At 70.7% G+C, this 16,562-nt stretch carries 16 protein-coding genes and 1 pseudogene; 7 read left to right on the forward strand and 10 right to left on the reverse strand.

Annotated elements, in window-relative coordinates:
• Positions 1-93: 93 nt before the first annotated feature.
• From ACZ6EJ_RS11470 to ACZ6EJ_RS11480, 3 genes are all read right to left on the reverse strand, one after another.
• Positions 94-723 carry an SMI1/KNR4 family protein gene (locus ACZ6EJ_RS11470; RefSeq protein ID WP_469266372.1) on the reverse strand — a complete coding sequence of 210 codons (630 nt, stop codon included), beginning with the start codon at positions 721-723 and terminating at the stop codon, positions 94-96.
• Positions 724-902: 179 nt separating this feature from the next.
• A complete protein-coding gene (locus ACZ6EJ_RS11475) occupies positions 903-1,052 on the reverse strand; it encodes a hypothetical protein (RefSeq protein WP_469266373.1) in 150 nt (49 codons plus the stop codon).
• Positions 1,053-1,376: 324 nt separating this feature from the next.
• The gene (locus ACZ6EJ_RS11480; RefSeq protein ID WP_469266374.1) at positions 1,377-1,568 is read right to left on the reverse strand and encodes a hypothetical protein; all 192 of its coding nucleotides are present in this window, start codon (positions 1,566-1,568) and stop codon (positions 1,377-1,379) included.
• A gap of 242 nt (positions 1,569-1,810) precedes the next feature.
• On the opposite strand from ACZ6EJ_RS11480, the gene ACZ6EJ_RS11485 reads away from it, so the two are divergent.
• The 4 genes and pseudogenes from ACZ6EJ_RS11485 (at position 1,811) to ACZ6EJ_RS11500 (ending at position 5,081) form a co-directional block, all read left to right on the forward strand.
• Positions 1,811-2,401, forward strand: a complete 591-nt coding sequence (locus ACZ6EJ_RS11485) for a DinB family protein (protein WP_469266375.1) — start codon at positions 1,811-1,813, stop codon at positions 2,399-2,401.
• A 40-nt stretch (positions 2,402-2,441) separates the two neighbouring features.
• Positions 2,442-2,783, forward strand: a pseudogene (locus ACZ6EJ_RS11490) (transposase family protein); the annotation flags it as partial.
• Between the two features lie 944 nt (positions 2,784-3,727).
• Positions 3,728-4,312, forward strand: a complete 585-nt coding sequence (locus ACZ6EJ_RS11495) for a hypothetical protein (protein ID WP_469266377.1) — start codon at positions 3,728-3,730, stop codon at positions 4,310-4,312.
• A gap of 367 nt (positions 4,313-4,679) precedes the next feature.
• Complete coding sequence (locus ACZ6EJ_RS11500; protein WP_469266378.1) at positions 4,680-5,081, forward strand: DUF7919 family protein; 402 nt, start codon at positions 4,680-4,682, stop codon at positions 5,079-5,081.
• Positions 5,082-5,143: 62 nt separating this feature from the next.
• Here the strand turns inward: ACZ6EJ_RS11500 and ACZ6EJ_RS11505 are convergent, their stop codons facing one another.
• Positions 5,144-5,293 carry a hypothetical protein gene (locus ACZ6EJ_RS11505; RefSeq protein WP_469266379.1) on the reverse strand — a complete coding sequence of 50 codons (150 nt, stop codon included), beginning with the start codon at positions 5,291-5,293 and terminating at the stop codon, positions 5,144-5,146.
• Between the two features lie 45 nt (positions 5,294-5,338).
• Between ACZ6EJ_RS11505 and ACZ6EJ_RS11510 the strand changes: the two genes are divergently transcribed.
• Positions 5,339-5,605 carry a hypothetical protein gene (locus ACZ6EJ_RS11510; RefSeq protein WP_469266380.1) on the forward strand — a complete coding sequence of 89 codons (267 nt, stop codon included), beginning with the start codon at positions 5,339-5,341 and terminating at the stop codon, positions 5,603-5,605.
• 666 nt (positions 5,606-6,271) lie between these two features.
• Here the strand turns inward: ACZ6EJ_RS11510 and ACZ6EJ_RS11515 are convergent.
• Positions 6,272-7,600: a class I SAM-dependent RNA methyltransferase gene (locus tag ACZ6EJ_RS11515; protein ID WP_469266382.1), complete on the reverse strand. Its 1,329-nt coding sequence runs from the start codon at positions 7,598-7,600 to the stop codon at positions 6,272-6,274.
• Between the two features lie 282 nt (positions 7,601-7,882).
• A complete protein-coding gene (locus ACZ6EJ_RS11520) occupies positions 7,883-9,931 on the reverse strand; it encodes an APC family permease (RefSeq protein ID WP_469266384.1) in 2,049 nt (682 codons plus the stop codon).
• Between the two features lie 323 nt (positions 9,932-10,254).
• Between ACZ6EJ_RS11520 and ACZ6EJ_RS11525 the strand changes: the two genes are divergently transcribed.
• Together ACZ6EJ_RS11525 and ACZ6EJ_RS11530 are read left to right on the forward strand one after the other, a co-directional pair.
• Positions 10,255-10,923, forward strand: coding sequence for a potassium channel family protein (locus ACZ6EJ_RS11525; RefSeq protein WP_469266385.1), 669 nt, complete (start codon positions 10,255-10,257; stop codon positions 10,921-10,923).
• Positions 10,923-11,600 (forward strand): potassium channel family protein, encoded by a 678-nt coding sequence (locus ACZ6EJ_RS11530; protein ID WP_469266387.1) that lies wholly within the window; start codon positions 10,923-10,925, stop codon positions 11,598-11,600. The genes ACZ6EJ_RS11525 and ACZ6EJ_RS11530 overlap by 1 nt, the downstream gene beginning before the upstream one ends.
• Before the next feature lie 141 nt (positions 11,601-11,741).
• Here the strand turns inward: ACZ6EJ_RS11530 and ACZ6EJ_RS11535 are convergent, their stop codons facing one another.
• From ACZ6EJ_RS11535 to ACZ6EJ_RS11550, 4 genes are all read right to left on the reverse strand, one after another.
• The gene (locus ACZ6EJ_RS11535) at positions 11,742-12,494 is read right to left on the reverse strand and encodes a DUF3159 domain-containing protein (RefSeq protein ID WP_469266389.1); all 753 of its coding nucleotides are present in this window, start codon (positions 12,492-12,494) and stop codon (positions 11,742-11,744) included.
• A gap of 3 nt (positions 12,495-12,497) precedes the next feature.
• The gene (locus ACZ6EJ_RS11540) at positions 12,498-12,923 is read right to left on the reverse strand and encodes an OB-fold nucleic acid binding domain-containing protein (protein WP_469266391.1); all 426 of its coding nucleotides are present in this window, start codon (positions 12,921-12,923) and stop codon (positions 12,498-12,500) included.
• A 112-nt stretch (positions 12,924-13,035) separates the two neighbouring features.
• Positions 13,036-13,728, reverse strand: coding sequence for a response regulator (locus tag ACZ6EJ_RS11545; RefSeq protein WP_469266393.1), 693 nt, complete (start codon positions 13,726-13,728; stop codon positions 13,036-13,038).
• 127 nt (positions 13,729-13,855) lie between these two features.
• Entirely contained in the window at positions 13,856-16,399 is a 2,544-nt protein-coding gene (locus ACZ6EJ_RS11550) for a DUF4118 domain-containing protein (RefSeq protein ID WP_469266395.1), read from the reverse strand.
• Between the last annotated feature and the right edge of the window lie 163 nt (positions 16,400-16,562).

Raw genomic sequence — 16,562 nt, forward strand, 5'->3', positions numbered from 1 at the left:
ACCACGCAGTCCCATCTCCCTCTGCAGAAGGACACCCCCCCCCCCCCCCCCCTCCCCCCCCCCCCCCCCCCCCCCCCCCCCCCCCGGCCGCGTTCAGTGCACCGGCGCCCAGAACGCGGCGGCCTCCGTCAACCACGAACTCGACGGGTCGTCCCAGATCAGGCAGTCGTAGACGATGCCCGGCACGCCGGCGGAGCCCATCAGATCGGCGGGACCCACCGTCAGGGCGCGGTGAACGGCCTCCAGGTAGGCGGCGATCGACGGATACACCGGAGCGTCGATCCCTTCGGGCAGCTCCCACGAACCGACACCGCCAGGGCCGACGTAACACCCGGACTCGGGACCGGCCTCGTCACGGGAGAGCCAGGGGACGATCGGCGCGCCCCACCCGCCGCTCCCGCCGAGAAGCACCGCGGACATGGCCTGCTCCGGAGTGAACAGGCAGCCACCGGGCAGAAAGGCGCCCGAGCCCACCTCCCCCTCCTCGTCCCCCTCGACCTCCTGGTGCTCCACCCCACCGCAGAGCCGCCACAGCGCGGCCAACTCGGCGGGCAGCCCGTACCCGAGGCGCTGCCGCAACTCACCGTCCACCGAGGCGATGCCCTCCTCCGGCACCGGCGGCAGCAGGGAGGCGTACGACGCCGGAGCGTGCTCCGCCATCCAGCGGGTGAGGGCCTGCCACGCTTCGGTGAGGGCTTCGTTCTCATCGTTTCGTATGGGCATGGCGCCACCGTAGCAACGGCCGGGGTCCGGAGGTTCGACACTCCAACCGCCTCGCGGCCGACGCAAGTTACGCGCCGCCACTGCACGCGGCCTGCGGGTCTCGCCGCCTCGTTCGGGGTGGGCAGGGCGGGCGTGAACAGAAGCCTGGTGGCTCTGCCTGCCGCAGGCGGCGGGGTCACTCACCCCGCCCGAACGCCCCCCGCGAGGAGCGCCCCGGCGACCGCGGACCTGCCCGCGCCGGCCGGCAGACGGCTGCCGAGCGGCGCGATCACGGCATCGGCCGCGCCCAACTCCGGCACGTCCGCGAAGAGCCCGATGTCGACGGTCACCAGGCTGTCCCGCCTGAACCGTCGAGTCCTACCGCTACGCCCCTCCCGACCAGCCGCCGCCATCAAACCCGCCGCGGGTGCGATGTTCTACCACCACCACGACACCCGGGGCTCCCACTCACCGTCACCAGCAGCACCGGCACCCTCCCCCAGCGCTGGGCCCACGACCCGCACGGCACGCGCGTCCTGGGCGCCGTCACGGGCGGCGCGCCCGCAAAGCACCCCCACCTGCACCGGCGTCCGGTACGAGACCACCACCGGCACCGTTTCGACCTCCACGCCCGCCAGTACGACCCCGCCATCGGCCGCTTCGACAGCACCGACCTACTCGATGGCCAGATCAAACGCGCGGCCCCTCTCTTCGCCCGAGAGGCACGCGGCGGGATGCAGGCCCATGTCGATCCCGGCGGAGACCCCGATCGCCGTGACGATCCTGCCGGACTCGACAAAGCGCCCGGCGTACAGACGGAACCATCCACGAGCCAAGAAGCCCCCAACTCGCTCGATGAAGAACATGGAGCCACCCCTGTCCCACTCAGCGATGCACCAGCAGTTCTCCCTGGGGCAGGCTCGAGAGCAGCCCGAGCACCAGCCGTCGTATGCGTCGGGAGGCCCAACACGCGCTGACCGGCACGCGATCCGGCCCATCAGACCGTCGAACGACTTCTGCGAGTAGCCGGGGGGACTACGCTGAAATCGGCGGCTGCTGCATCATCTTCCGTCTTCACACTGATGATCAGCGGTGGCCCTACCCGTCGGTGAACCTGGAGCTGCCAATGACCTCGCCCGGCCCTGTCACCAGAGATCTGCTCGCAACCTTTGACGACGTACGTTCCAGAACCTTCGCTCGCCTTGGCGGTCTCACCGACGCCGAATACCTCTGGGAACCCGTTGCCTCGTGCATGACGCTCCGGGCGGATGCCAACGGTGTGTTCCGTGCCGACCCACGGCCCGCGGGCGATCCCCGACCGGCGCCTTTCACGACAATCGCCTGGCGCATCTGGCACATAGGAGCGGACTGCCTGCGCGGCTACGACCGCTTCTTCGAAGACGACTGCCAGAGTGGTGACCGGCATCTGTGGCCGGGCACGGCGACCGAAGGCGTCCAGATGCTGTCCAACGACTGGTCCCGCTTCCGCACCCGAGTCGAAGCTCTCGGCGATGACCGCCTCCTCCAGCCCATGGGTTCCCGCGCCGGCGCCTACGGCCACGAGAGCTACCTACTGCTGGCCCTCCATGCCCTGGACGAAGCCGCCCACCACGGTGCCGAACTCGGTGTCCTGCGCGACCTTTACCTCCGCGGCTTCAGCGTGCAGCAGCAGGATCACGACCTACGGCCGGAGTATTAAAGCGTGTTGCACAAGGCTGCGGGATGGGCATTTCTCCTGTATGGGTGGGGTGTTGCGGGCTGAGGCGTTGTGGGTGGAAACGTTCACCGGGCTGCGAATGCGGCAGTTCGACCGGCTCCTCAAGGTCGTGCGTGAGCGGGGTGGGAACGGGCCTGGCGGGGGTCGGCCGTGGTGCCTGCCGCTGGCGGACCGGGTGCTGCTGGTGGCCGTCTACTACCGGACCAACCTCACGATGCGGCAGCTCGCGCCACTGTTCGGCTGTTCGCCGGCCACCGTGTGTCGGGTCATCCACCGGCTGCGGCCGCTCCTGGCGATCCGGCCCGCCGCCCGCCCGGCTGACGCCGTGGACCGGCTGTGGATCGTGGACGGCACTCTGATTCCGGATCCACAACCAGACGGCCTCCGGCACGCGCAGCACCGGCACCAGCACCGGACAGGGCAACACCTACGACTAGGCGGGCCGCCTTACCGACGTACGGGGAACAGCACCGCGCATACACTTTTCGACGCCAACTCCAACCGTACGCGGCTGGTGTCCTCCCGCGAGGACGCGGAAGCCCCCATCGAGCGGGTCACCGACTACTCCTACGACGCAGCAGACCGGCTCGCAAGCCAGGGCGTCTCGTACGACGCCTTCGGGCGCACCCTCACCAAGCCGGGCACCGTCTTCGGCCATTACGCGGACGACCTGGTCAGGACGCAGACCACGGACGAGCGGCGCCAGACCTGGGAGCGTGACCCACAGGGCCGACTCTTCGCATGGAAGGCCGAGACCCTCAACGCACAGGGCGAGCCGGTTGCCTCGGTGAGTGCCGTCAACCACTACAAGGACAGCACCGACAGCCCGTCCTGGACGGTGGAAGACACCGCAGCCAATGTGCGGAGCCGCAACGTCTCCTCCCTCTCGGGCAAACTGGCGACGATCACTGGCGTCACAGGCGCGGTGGTGCTGCAGCTCACCGACCTGCACGGTGACGCAGGCGTCGCAATGCCGCTCGATCCGGAGCGGCCGCTTTCGGTGTCCGCCACGGACGAGTACGGAAACCTCCGTGACAGCACCACATCCGCACGCTACAACTGGCTCGCCGCTTACCAGCCCAGTTCTCAAACACCCTCCGGGACTGTCCTAATGGGCATGCGCCAATACGACCCGGCCACCGGCAGGTTCCTGACCACCGACCCGGTGTACGGCGGCAACGCCAAGGGGGTGGGCGAATTCGTGATCGCAAGTGGCCCCAACGGCACCGGCACCGGCACCAAGATCAGAGCAACCGTGCGCAACTACGATACGCGCTACCTCACCGGCAAAACCGAGATGTGCATCGGATGACCACCACGAAAGATGTGTGCGTGCTGCACTGGCACGCAGAGCCGCCCTACTCCCTCACTGCGGTGGGGGTGCCGGGCAGCCGCGCGGTAGAGGCCGAACGCAAGGCCCTCGCAGCCCTCGGCACCCTCACCTTCCCCCCGGCATGGCACACCGCCGCGCCGGAGCTGCGCAGGCACGTGGTGCGGGAGTGTCGGGTGATTCCCACCGTGGGGGCCTGGCACGTCGTCGACGACGAGCGACCCGGCGTCAATGAGGCGGACTCCTGGCGCCGGATCCTCGCTCAGCTGGACGGCGAGTGGTACAGCCCCGGCCTCAGCACAGGCACCCACGAGATCGTCCTCGACGCCGCGCCCCCGGCGCGACTCCCGCTGTGGCCGTGGAATGTCGCTCCGGGCGGCTGGCCGGGTCTTCGGGCGCTGACGCGTCTGACCTCCCTGGTCTACCGCATGCCGCTGGACGTCCGGCTCGACGCCGAAGAGGACCTCCTCGAGATCTTCGACCGGTACTCCATGGGAGGTCTGGACCCGGACTTTTTCGACCCGAACATCTCGGGAGACAGACCGGTGACGGAGGAGGACTAGCACCAGCGGTAGACGCCGAAGCCAGCAGGCTTCCGCGAGGTCGGGCTCCGGGATGTCAGAGCTGACCTGGGTTCTAACGGTCCTCGCAACACCCGCGATCTGTGGGAGTTGCGAGGACCGTGACCGTTGGACGCGATGATCTTGCGGGGTTGAGGGAGCATTTCCTTGCACGGCTGGATGTCGTGGGGAACGTGACCGTCGTGGCACGTGAGCTGGGGGTGAACCGGAACACGGCTTTCGGCTGGGCCCGCGAGGCCGGACTGCGTTCGCAGCGCCGGCGGCATCCAACATGGGACCCGTGCACATGGCCTTCTGCCGAGAACACTGCAACCCACGCTGAGGAGTGGTTATGCCACACTACCCCGACATGACCGCCTACGTGTACGACACATCGGACCAGGAGATGCTCAACGTCGGCTGGTTATCGCCCGATTGTGCTTACCGGACCGGGATCGTGGATGACCGTGTGATCGATGCGATGAAGGCCCTCAGCAGTGCCTACGACAACCAGACGCGCGGTGTTCACGACTGCGAGTTCTGCTCCACCGAGCGGCCCGTCATCCTTGGTGGTCCGGCCCTCGACACCCAGGTGTGGCTCGGCTCCGCTGAGATCCGGGCTCAGGACACCGACGGCACTGTCTACTCGGCCCCCAACCTCGTCATCCACTACATCACGGAGCACCGCTACTGCCCCCCCGCGGAGTTCTGCCGGGCGGTAGTCAGGACGGCTGGGATGGATGGCCCTGACGAGCTGGTCTTGGCTGACTAGCTCCAAGGGAAGGCAATCCGCAGGTCTCGAGATCCAGGCGGGAGACGCAGCGTCCGGCCACCTCAATCAGGTGGCCGGACGCTGGCCTCATGGGCCGAGCCCTTCACCGACAGCGACAATCTCCCCAATGCCGCCCAGACGTCGCGGCTGTTCTGGACCAGCATCGGCTCGAACGTGCTGGCGTCGTGTTCCTGGACGGTCGAACGGGACATGCCGGCCTCTCGCCATGGCGGAACTTCTCTCCTGAGGACAGACTGATGCTGGGCATCGAAGACGCTGCCGTGCTGGCCCAGAGCTTTCTGAACCAGCAGGTCAGTCACGAAGGCATGACCTTCGCGCTTGTCGAAGGGGAACGCGCCCAAGTGGGGAACGACTTCTATTTCGACTGCCAATCAGCTGCCTACCTCCGTGACGGAGACCCCCGGGACATGGCGGTCGGCACGGGCTACCTGCGCGTTGACGGGAAGACCGGAGAATGCCGACTACTGGGTGCAGTCAAGTCTGCAGAGCTCGACCTCTTCTGAACTGACAGGTCAGGCACCCGCAGAGGGACGTCAAGCGACAGGCCCGTGGCCTGCGGCAATCATGTGCCGCAGGCCACGGGTCGGTGTCTTCGACCCATCTTTCAGGGTGATCCCGGGCCCACGCGCTCGCACAGCCGAAGGGGTCCCCAGTCCAAAACCACGCTCGCTTGCCTCGGCGTCTGGGGCATGGCCCTCATACTCACGCAGGCGAAGCAGGCCGCGCCGGGACAGAGACCTCCGTGCATCCCCTTGGGTCGACTGCCGGTTCCCCAAACAGTCGCAGCCGACCGCGCGTTCCCAGGGAGCACGCCCAGACAGCCGATGCACCCGACGACTCAGAACAGGTGGACAGCTCCGCCGAGATCTGCTGCACCTCTCCACAGCACACTTCGGTGCAGCGAGACGCCCACACCGGGCGGCCTTGCCCCCTGTCGATGGTCCGGTCCGCAGGACCCCAGCCAGGGAAAGCTCCGGGCGGTCAAGACTTCGTATACGAGCGTCATATGAGCGTCAAGACTCTCCGATCGAGACCCTGGAGACGTCGCCGACGCAAGCGCGTCTCTGATGAATCGCAGGTCAGGAGGGCACGAAGGGCGATCCGTCCCCTCGACCCGCCGCACGGAGGGAAACAGGTCGAGCAACCTACCCGGACCACAGAACAGCAGGTCAGGCACCCTTTGCCGCAGGCTCCAAGATAGCCACGCACTCCACGTGATGCGTCATCGGGAACAAGTCGAACGCCCTCATCGTCCGCACCCGGTACCCGCCCTCCCTGAAGTACGCCAGGTCTCGGGCAAGGGCTGCCGGGTCGCAGGCCACGTACGCGATGCGGCGCGCGCCCAGGGACGACAGGTGCTTCACCGTGGCCTTGCCCGCGCCCGCGCGGGGCGGGTCCAGGACGATCAGGTCGCACTCGGTGATGCCGGTGCGGGGCAGGACCTGGTCGACCTTGCCGTGTTCGATGCGGACGCGGTCGAGGTCCTTGAGGTTGTGGCGGGCGTCCTCGACCGCGCGCTTGCCGGACTCGATGCCGAGCACCGCCCCCTTCTCGCCGATGCGCTGGCCGATGGCGCCGGCGAACAGGCCGACGCCGCAGTAGAGGTCGAGGGCCGTGTCGTTCTTGCGGGGCAACAGGCCCTGCATGACCGCGCGGACCAGGGTGTCGGCGGCCTGGGGGTGGACCTGCCAGAAGCCGCCGGAGCCGACGCGGTAGGTGCGGTCGTCGGCGCGTTCGCGGACGAAGGCGCGGCCGTGGACGCGGTGGACGCCGCCGTCCCGCTCGTCGACGCGGAGCACGGAGACCGGCTTGTCCAGCTCGACCAGGGGGAGGCGGCCGCCGGGCTTCGGGGTGAGGACGACCTGGCGGTCGTGGGAGCCGGTGGCGGTGATCGCCTCCACCGCGGCCATCTGCGGCCACTCGCGCTTCTCGACGCCGAGCTCCGAGACGCCGGGGGCGGCGATGAGGCAGCGGTCGATCGGCTGGACGTCGTGCGAGCGGTGCTTGCGCAGCCCCGCCCGGCCCTCCTCGTCGACGGCGTACTGGACGCGGGTCCGCCAGGCCGGCACCTCGCCCGCGGGGAGCTTGTCGCCCTCGGCGGGCATGACCGTCCCGTCCCAGCCGGCCTCCTCGGGGGTGAGGCCCGCCAGGCGCTGGAGCTGCTCGGCGATCACCTCGCCCTTGAGGCGGCGCTGCGCACCCGGCTTGGCGTGCTGCCAGTCGCAGCCGCCGCACAGGCCCGGGCCGGCGTACGGGCACGGGGCCTCGACGCGGTCCTTGGACGGCTCGATGATCCGTACCGCGTCGGCGCGCAGGAAGCGGGAGTCGGTGTCGCCGTCAGTGACCCTGGCGACGACCTTCTCGCCGGGGAGGGTGTGGCGGACGAAGAGGACCTGGTTCTCGGCGGTGCGGGCGATGCAGTGGCCGCCGTGCGCGACGGGCCCGACCTCGACCTCGTACTCCTCCCCGACCAGTGACGACGTGGTTTCGTTCTGCATGAGGGGAGGCTCCAGGGAGAGGGAGGGCGGGGCGGGTGGGCGGGCACGCGGCCGGACACCAGCCCACCAGTCTACGTGGCGGCGGCCAGGGCGCTTACCAGGAACCGGAGCCCGCCGCGGCCCCGCCAGCCGCCATCTCGCGAGCCCGCGCACCCGGCCCGCCCCCGCGCGAACCGCCACCTCCCTAGCCCGCGCACCCGGCCCGCCCCCGCGCGAGTCGCCACCCCTCACCCCGCGACACCCGGCCCCGGCCCCGGCCCCCGCGTCACCGTCCCGCCGCTCTCACCCCTTGCGGCCCGGCTCCTTGTGCCTGCGCTCCACCGGCCCCCGCCGGACCGCGCCCGGAGCGTGCCATTCCGCGCGCCTGCGGGCCCGCTTCTTCGCGGCCTCGGAGGACTGGAGCTGGTACGGGACCGAGGTCACCATCACGCCCGGCGTGAACAGCAGACGGCCCTTGAGGCGCAGCGCGCTCTGGTTGTGCAGCAGGTGCTCGTACCAGTGGCCGACCACGTACTCGGGGATGTACACGCTGACCACGTCGCGGGGGCTCTCCTTGCGCAGGCTCTTGACGTAGTCGATGACCGGGCGGGTCACCTCGCGGTAGGGCGAGTCGAGGATCTTGAGCGGTACGTTGATGTCGCGGCGCTCCCAGTCCTGGCGCAGCGCCTTCGTCTCGTCCGGGTCGACGCTGATGGAGAGGGCCTCCAGGCGGTCGGCGCGGACCAGTTGCGCGTAGGCGAGGGCGCGCAGCGTGGGGCGGTGGAGCTTGGAGACCAGCACGATGGCGTGGACGCGGGCGGGGCGCAGGCCCTCGTCCGCGGGGGTCTCGTCGGCGGCGATCTCGGCGGCGACCCGGTCGTAGTGCTTCCGGATCGCGGTCATCGTGCCGTAGAAGATCACCATGCCGAGCAGCGCGACCCAGGCGCCGTGGGTGAACTTGGTGGCGAGGACCACGACGAGGACCAGGCCGGTGAAGGTCGCGCCGAAGGTGTTGATCGCGCGCGAGCGGACCATGTGGCGGCGTCGGGCCGGCTCCTTCTCGGCGGCCAGGTGGCGGTTCCAGTGCCGCACCATGCCGATCTGGCTGAGGGTGAAGGAGACGAACACCCCGACGATGTAGAGCTGGATGAGGTGCGTGGAGTCGGCGTCGTAGATCCAGACGAGCAGGATCGCGGCCCCGGCGAGCAGGACGATGCCGTTGGAGAAGGCGAGGCGGTCGCCTCGGGTGTGCAGTTGGCGCGGGAGGTAGCGGTCCTGGGCGAGGATCGAGCCGAGGAGCGGGAAGCCGTTGTACGCGGTGTTCGCGGCCAGGAAGAGGACCAGCGCGGTGGCGGCGGCGAGGATCACGAAGAGGAGTGATCCGTGGCCGAAGACCGCCTCGGCGACCTGGGAGATGACGGGGTCCTGGGTGTAGTCAGCGCCGACCGGGGAGCCGTCGCGGATCAGGTCCGTGGCCGGGTTCTCGGCCATCTTGACGTCGGTGGCCAGGGCCAGGCCGATGATGCCGCAGAACATGGTGACCGCGAGCAGGCCCATCGCGGCGAGCGTGGTCGCGGCGTTCCTGCTCTTGGGCTTGCGGAAGGCGGGGACGCCGTTGCTGATCGCCTCGACCCCGGTGAGGGCGGCGCAGCCGGAGGAGAACGCGCGCAGCAGCAGGAAGACGAGGGCGAAGCCGGCGAGCCCTTGGTGTTCGGCCCTGATCTCCAGGTCGGAGGTGGGGGCGTGCATCGTGTCGCTGAGGACGAGGCTCCGGAACGCGCCCCAGACGACCATGGCGAAGACGCCGGCCACGAAGAGGTAGGTGGGGATGGCGAACAGGCGCCCCGACTCCTTGACGCCACGCAGGTTCATCAGGGTGAGCAGGACGATGGCGCCGATGGCGCAGAGCGTCTTGTGCTCGATGACGAACGGGATCGCGGAGCCGAGGTTCTCCACGCCGGAGGAGATCGACACGGCGACGGTGAGGACGTAGTCGACGAGCAGGGCGCTGGCGACGGTGAGGCCGGCCTTGGGGCCGAGGTTGGTGGTGGCGACCTCGTAGTCGCCGCCGCCGCTCGGGTAGGCGTGGACGTTCTGGCGGTAGGAGGCGACCACCGTGAACATCAGGACGACGACCGCGAGGGCGATCCAGGGGCTGAAGTGGTACGCCGACACGCCCGCGATGGACAGCACGAGGAGGACTTCTCCGGGTGCGTACGCCACCGAGGACAACGGGTCGGACGCGAAGACGGGGAGCGCGATGCGCTTGGGGAGGAGGGTCTCCCCCAGCTTGTCGCTGCGCAGCGCCCGGCCGATCAGGATCCGTTTGGGCAGGTCGGTCAGTTTGGACACGCTGAGGATCGTAAGCCGAGCGGGCGAGGGGAACGGACGCCGTTTCGCCGTGGCCCCGCGATCTCCTGCGGTCGGCCGAGGAGGCGCGCGCAATCCTTAACGCAATCCTTGCGCCCGCCTCTGCCCTTTTTGCCCTTCCTTTGCCGGGGGTTGGGGAAGAGCGCACACGCGGATGGGTCATCGACTTCGCCGCCGCATAAGCTCTCCTTCTGGCCGCACCGCGGGTGTCGGCCCCCGTGTTTGCCCGGCAAGCTGAGAGAGAAGTGTGAGCAGCGTGTTTACGCAGGTCAGCCGGATGACCAGGACGGCGAGGTAGGCGCACAGTGCACATCGTCATCATGGGCTGCGGGCGCGTCGGAGCCGCTCTCGCCCAGTCCCTCGAACAGCAGGGTCACACGGTCGCGGTGATCGACCAGGACCCCACCGCGTTCCGTCGCCTCGGGGCCGGATTCGGCGGCCGCCGCGTCACCGGAGTCGGCTTCGACCAGGACACCCTGCGCGAGGCCGGGATCGAGGAGGCGGGGGCGTTCGCCGCCGTCAGCAGCGGCGACAACTCGAACATCATCGCCGCCCGCGTGGCGCGCGAGATGTACTCCATCGAGAACGTCGCGGCGCGCATCTACGACCCCCGGCGCGCGGAGGTCTACCAGCGCCTCGGCATCCCCACCGTGGCGACGGTCCGCTGGACGGCCGACCAGATGCTGCGCCGGCTGCTGCCCTCGGGCGCGGAGCCGCTGTGGCGCGATCCGAGCGGCGGCGTGCAGCTCGCCGAGGTGCACACGACGCCGTCGTGGATCGGCCACAAGATCAGTACGCTCCAGGAGGAGACGGGGGTCCGCGTGGCCTTCCTCACCCGGTTGGGCGAAGCCATACTGCCGACGTCGCAGACCGTCCTCCAGGAGGGCGACCTGGTCCACGTGATGATGCGGACGGACGAGATCGCCAAGGTCGAGGCGGCCTTCGCCGAGGGCCCCGAGGAAGGCGGTCACTGATGCGCGTGTCGATTGCCGGGGCGGGCGCGGTGGGCCGCTCCATCGCCGCCGAGCTGCTGGAGAACGGGCACGAGGTGCTGCTCATCGACAAGGCGCCGAGCGCCATCTCGGTGGAGCGGGTGCCGATGGCCGAGTGGCTGCTCGCGGACGCCTGCGAGATCACCTCGCTGGACGAGGCGGCGCTGCAGCGGTGCAACGTGGTCATCGCGGCGACCGGGGACGACAAGGTGAACCTGGTCGTCTCGCTGCTCGCCAAGACGGAGTACGGCGTGCCGCGCGTGGTGGCGCGGGTGAACAACCCGAAGAACGAGTGGCTGTTCAACGAGTCCTGGGGGGTGGACGTCGCCGTGTCGACGCCGCGCCTGATGTCGGCCCTGGTCGAGGAGGCGGTGAGCGTCGGCGACCTGGTCCGGCTGCTGCGCTTCAGCCACGGCGACGCCAACCTGGTGGAGCTGACGCTGCCGCCGGAGTCGGCGCTGGCCGGCACCAGGGTCGGGGACGTGGCCTGGCCCGAGGACACCTCGCTGGTGACCATCATCCGCGGGGCGCGGGTGCTGACGCCGAGCCCCGAGGAGTCCTTGGAGGCCGGGGACGAGCTGCTGTTCGTGGCCGCCCAGGCGCGCGAGGAGCAGTTGGAGGACCTGTTGTCGGTCCGCCACGACCCGTCGGACGCCTGACCGGTCGCACGGCGAGGGGCCCGGAACCGCCGAGCGGTTCCGGGCCCCTGTCCGTTCAGCCGGTCGCGAGCGCCGTACCGGGCCGTGTGCGGCGCCTGTGGCCGTACGGGTCGGTCGTACGGGCGCGTACGGCCCGCGGGCTCACGCCTCCGGGTCGCGCCGAGCCTCGGTCTTGCGGGCCTTCTCGGCCTCCTCCTCGGCCTCCATCTCGGCGAAGACGTCGATGGGGGGCGGAGCCTTCGCGAGGAAGACCCAGGTGAGGTAGACCGCGAGCAGGAACGGCGGGATCTTCAGCGCGACCAGCACCCAGCCGAACTGGGTGGTGTCGGCCCACCAGTACAGCGGGAACAGGATGGCGCACTTGGCCAGCAGGATGAGCCCCCAGGCGTAGCTGGCCTTGGTGTACGCCTTCTTCCGGCCCGGATTGCGGGTCCGCCAGGAGAGGTTCTCCTTGAAGACCGGGCCGAGGATCAGGCCGATCAGCGGGACCCCGGCGGCGGCGGTGCCGAGGTAGGCGGCCGCCAGGCCCAGGGTGTAGAGCATCCCCGGCAGGTAGAAGTCCTTGGCGTTGCCGGTCATCATCGCGAAGACGACGCCGAAGGCCACCCCGAAGACGCCGCTGAAGGCGTGCTTGACGGTGTCCCGGCGGATCAGCCGGACGGCGACCAGCGCCAGCGACACCGCCAGGGCGGCGATGGCCGAGATGTGCAGGTCCTTGTTGACCGTGAAGATCGTGACGAAGAGCAGTCCGGGGAGGACCGTCTCCACCATGCCGCGCACGCCGCCGAACGCCTCGAAGAGGGCGGCCTCGGTGACCGCCTTCGCCTCGGCGTCCTGCTGTGCGGTGCGGTGGGGCTGGTCCGTGTCGGACGTCGGCTTGTCGAGGGACGTCACCGGCTACTCCTTGCCGAGCGGTCGGAGTTCGTATGTGGGGTTGAACAGCACCCGGCGCCCGTGGCTCATGGCGACCCGCCCCGAGGCGATGATCCTGCGGCCGGGCTCTATGCCGACGATGGAGCGCCGGCCGAGCCAGACCACGTCCAGCGGCTCGGTGCCGTCGAAGAGCTCCGCCTCCAGGGCGGGCACTCCGGCACGCGGACGGAGGGTGACGGTGCGCAACGTACCAGCCACCTTCACGATCTGCCGATCGGAGCACTCGGAGATCCGGGTGCATCCCGTGGACTGCGCGTCCTCCCGCAACTCCTGGGACTCCAGGTCCTCCTGGGAGCTGGACAGCCGGTCGATCATACGGCGGAACCGCCCGGAGGGCCTCGCCGGCCTCTCGGCCTTCCCGGTTTTGGCGGATCGGGGAACAGCGCTCATACCCGAAGCGTACCGGTCTCCGATGGCGCCGGGCGTGCCTCGGGCGGGCCACTCGAACGGATGACGCCGGGACGGCCCTCGGGCTCCGCCCCGCCCGCACGGGCGGCGGGTCTCAACCGCGCTCGAAGCGGTAGCCCATGCCCGGCTCGGTGACGAAGTGCCGGGGGTGCGAGGGGTCCGCCTCCAGCTTGCGGCGGAGCTGGGCCATGTAGACGCGCAGATAGTTGGTCTCGGTGCCGTAGGAGGGCCCCCAGACCTCCTGGAGGAGCTGCTTCTGGCTGACCAGGCGGCCGCTGTTGCGGACCAGGACCTCCAGCAGGTGCCATTCGGTGGGGGTGAGCCGTACGTCGCGGCCCGCGCGGTGCACCTTCTTCGCCGCGAGGTCCACGGTGAAGCCGGGCGTCTCGACGAGGGCGGTGGCGTCGGCGCCCTCCTGTCCGACCGGTTCCGCCCGGCGCACGGAGGCGCGCAGCCGGGCCAGCAGCTCGTCCATGCCGAAGGGCTTGGTGACGTAGTCGTCGGCCCCCGCGTCCAGGGCCTCCACCTTCTCGTCCGAGGTGTGGCGCGCGGAGAGGACGAGGATGGGGACGCGGGTCCAGCCGCGCAGCCCCCTGATCACCTCGACCCCGTCCATGTCGGGCAGACCGAGGTCCAGGACGACGACGTCGGGGTGGCGGGCGGCGGCGAGCTGGAGGGCGGTGGCCCCGTCGGGCGCGGCGTCGACCTCGTAGTGGCGGGCCTTCAGGTTGATCACGAGGGCGCGGACGATCTGCGGCTCGTCGTCGACCACAAGCACCCTGGTCATCGCGGACCTGCCTTTCTGCTGTACGGAGAGGGCTGCTGTACGGGGAGAGCGGTGCGCGCGGGGGGCGCGGGAGGACCGGTGCGGGCGCCGGGGGGCGGCGGGCCGGTCGACCGGCGGGACGGGCGCGTCACGAGGTCACCCGCGCCGGCAGGTCCGCCTCCACGCGGACGCCGCCCGGCGCCGCGGCGAGGGTGAGGACCATGGTCAGCCCGCCCCCCGGCGTGTCCTCGGCCTCCAGCGTGCCGCCCATGACCTCGGCGAAGCCCCGCGAGACGGCCAGGCCCAGACCCACGCCCGCACCGCGCGGGGCGTCACCGTACCGCTGGAAGGGCTCGAAGATGCGCTCCTTGGCCTCGTCCGGGACGCCCCGGCCCCCGTCCACCACTCGCAGCTCCACCCGGTCGCCGAGCGCGCTGGCGGCCACGGCGACGGGCTCGCCGCGCGGGTTGTACTTGACGGCGTTCTCCACGATGTTGGCGACGACCCGCTCCAGGAGCCCCGCGTCGACGGCGACCATCGGCAGCGTCTCGGGGATGTCGAGGTCGACGCTGCCCTCCGGTACGCCGCCGAGGGCCATGGGGACGACCTCGTCGAGGTCGATCGCCCGGATCAGCGGGGTGACGGTGCCGGTCTGGAGGCGGGACATGTCCAGCAGGTTGCCGACCAGGTGGTCCAGCCGGTCCGCGCCGTCCTCGATCCCCGCGAGGAGTTCGGCCTCGTCCTCCTCCGACCAGGCGACGTCGTCGGAGCGCAGCGAGCTGACGGCGGCCTTGATGGCGGCGAGCGGGGTGCGCAGGTCGTGGCTGACGGCGGCGAGCAGGGCGGTCCTGATGCGGTTGCCCTCGGCCAGGGTGCGGGCCTGCTCGGCCTCCCGGACCAGGCGCCGGCGGTCCAGGACCACGGCGGCCTGGGCGGCGAACGCCCCGAGCACCCGGCGGTCCTCGGCCGGCAGGACCCGGCCGGACAGCGCGAGGGCCATGTGGTCGCCGACCGGCATGTCCACGTCGGCGTCCTCCGGGCGGGCCGCCGGGTTCGGTCCGACGGACCCGGCGCAGGTCCACGGGTCGACGTCGCCGCCGCGTTCCAGCAGGGCGACGGACTCCATGGCGAAGGTCTCGCGGACCCGCTCCAGCAGGGCGTCCAGGGTGGTCTCGCCGCGCAGCACGCTGCCCGCGAGGAAGGAGAGGATCTCCGACTCGGCGCGCAGCCGGGCCGCCTGGTGGGTGCGGCGGGCCGCCAGGTCCACCACGGAGGAGACCGCCGCCGCCACCGCGAAGAAGATCACGATGGCGACGAAGTTCTCCGGGTCCTGGACGGTCAGGGTGTGGGTGGGCGGGGTGAACCAGTAGTTGAGGAACATGCAGCCCACGGCCGCCGAGGCGAGCGCGGGCCGCAGTCCGCCGAGCAGGGCGGCGGCGACCGTCAGGGAGAGGAAGAGCAGGACGTCGTTGGCGAGGCCGGGGCCGTTCTCCAGGCTCCGCAGCAGCACCGTGAGCAGGACGGGGCCGCCGACGCCGACCAGCCACCCCCAGACGATCCGGACGCGGCCGAGCCGGGCCCCGCGGGCGATCGGCAGCCCGCGGCCGGTGGCGGCCTCCTCGTGGGTGACGATGTGGACGTCGAGGTCGGGGCCCGACTCGCGGGCGACGGTCGCGCCGACGCCGGGGCCGTAGATGTACTGCCAGGTCTTGCGCCGGCTGGAGCCGAGGACGATCTGGGTGGCGTTGACGCCGCGGGCGAACTCCAGCAGGGCGCTCGGTATGTCGTCCCCGATGACGTGGTGGAAGGTGCCGCCGAGGTCCTCGACCAGGGTGCGCTGGACGGCCAGCTCCTTGGGGGACGCGGAGGTCAGTCCGTCGCTGCGGGCGATGTAGACGGCGAGGATCTCGCTGCCGGAGCCCTTGGCCGCCATGCGGGAGGCCCGGCGGATGAGGGTGCGGCCCTCGGGCCCGCCGGTCAGCCCGACCACGATGCGCTCGCGGGCCTGCCAGGTGGTGCGGATGCCGTGCTCGCCCCGGTAGCGCTGGAGGTGTTCGTCGACCCGGTCGGCGACCCAGAGCAGGGCCAGCTCCCGCAGGGCCGTGAGGTTGCCGGGGCGGAAGTAGTTGGAGAGGGCGGCGTCGAGCTTGTCGGGCTGGTAGATGTTGCCGTGCGCCATCCGGCGGCGCAGCGCCTGGGGCGACATGTCGACCAGCTCGATCTGGTCGGCCCGGCGGACCACCTCGTCGGGGACCGTCTCGCGCTGGCGTACGCCGGTGATCGACTCGACGACGTCGCCCAGCGACTCCAGATGCTGGATGTTGACCGTCGATATGACGTCGATCCCGGCCTCCAGCAGCTCCTCGACGTCCTGCCAGCGCTTGGCGTTGCCGGAGCCGGGCACGTTGGTGTGGGCCAGCTCGTCGACCAGGGCCACGGCCGGGGCGCGCTCCAGGACCGCGCCGAGGTCCATCTCGGTGCGGACGTGGGGGCCGTCGGCGATCTCCCGGCGGCGCACCTGCTCCAGGCCGTGCAGCAGCGCCTTCGTGCGCGGCCGGCCGTGGTGCTCCACGAGGGCCACCACGCAGTCGGTGCCGCGCTCGGCCCGGCGGTGCGCCTCGGAGAGCATCGCGTACGTCTTGCCGACGCCCGGCGCCGCGCCCAGGTAGATCCGGAGTGTGCCGCGTCCCATGGCCCCATCGTCTTCTTCCGTCCGGCGGCGTCCTGGCGACGGCCGGTGGCGCCGGTGCGGCTGCCGCCTTCGACGCTACTCCGCCCCGGCCCGCGCTCCGGAACCGGGAGCGCAGGTGGGAGGGCGTCTTGACGGAACTCTGATGCCGGTGGGCGCCGGGGAG

The sequence above is a fragment of the Streptomyces sp. NPDC041970 genome (assembly GCF_055588985.1).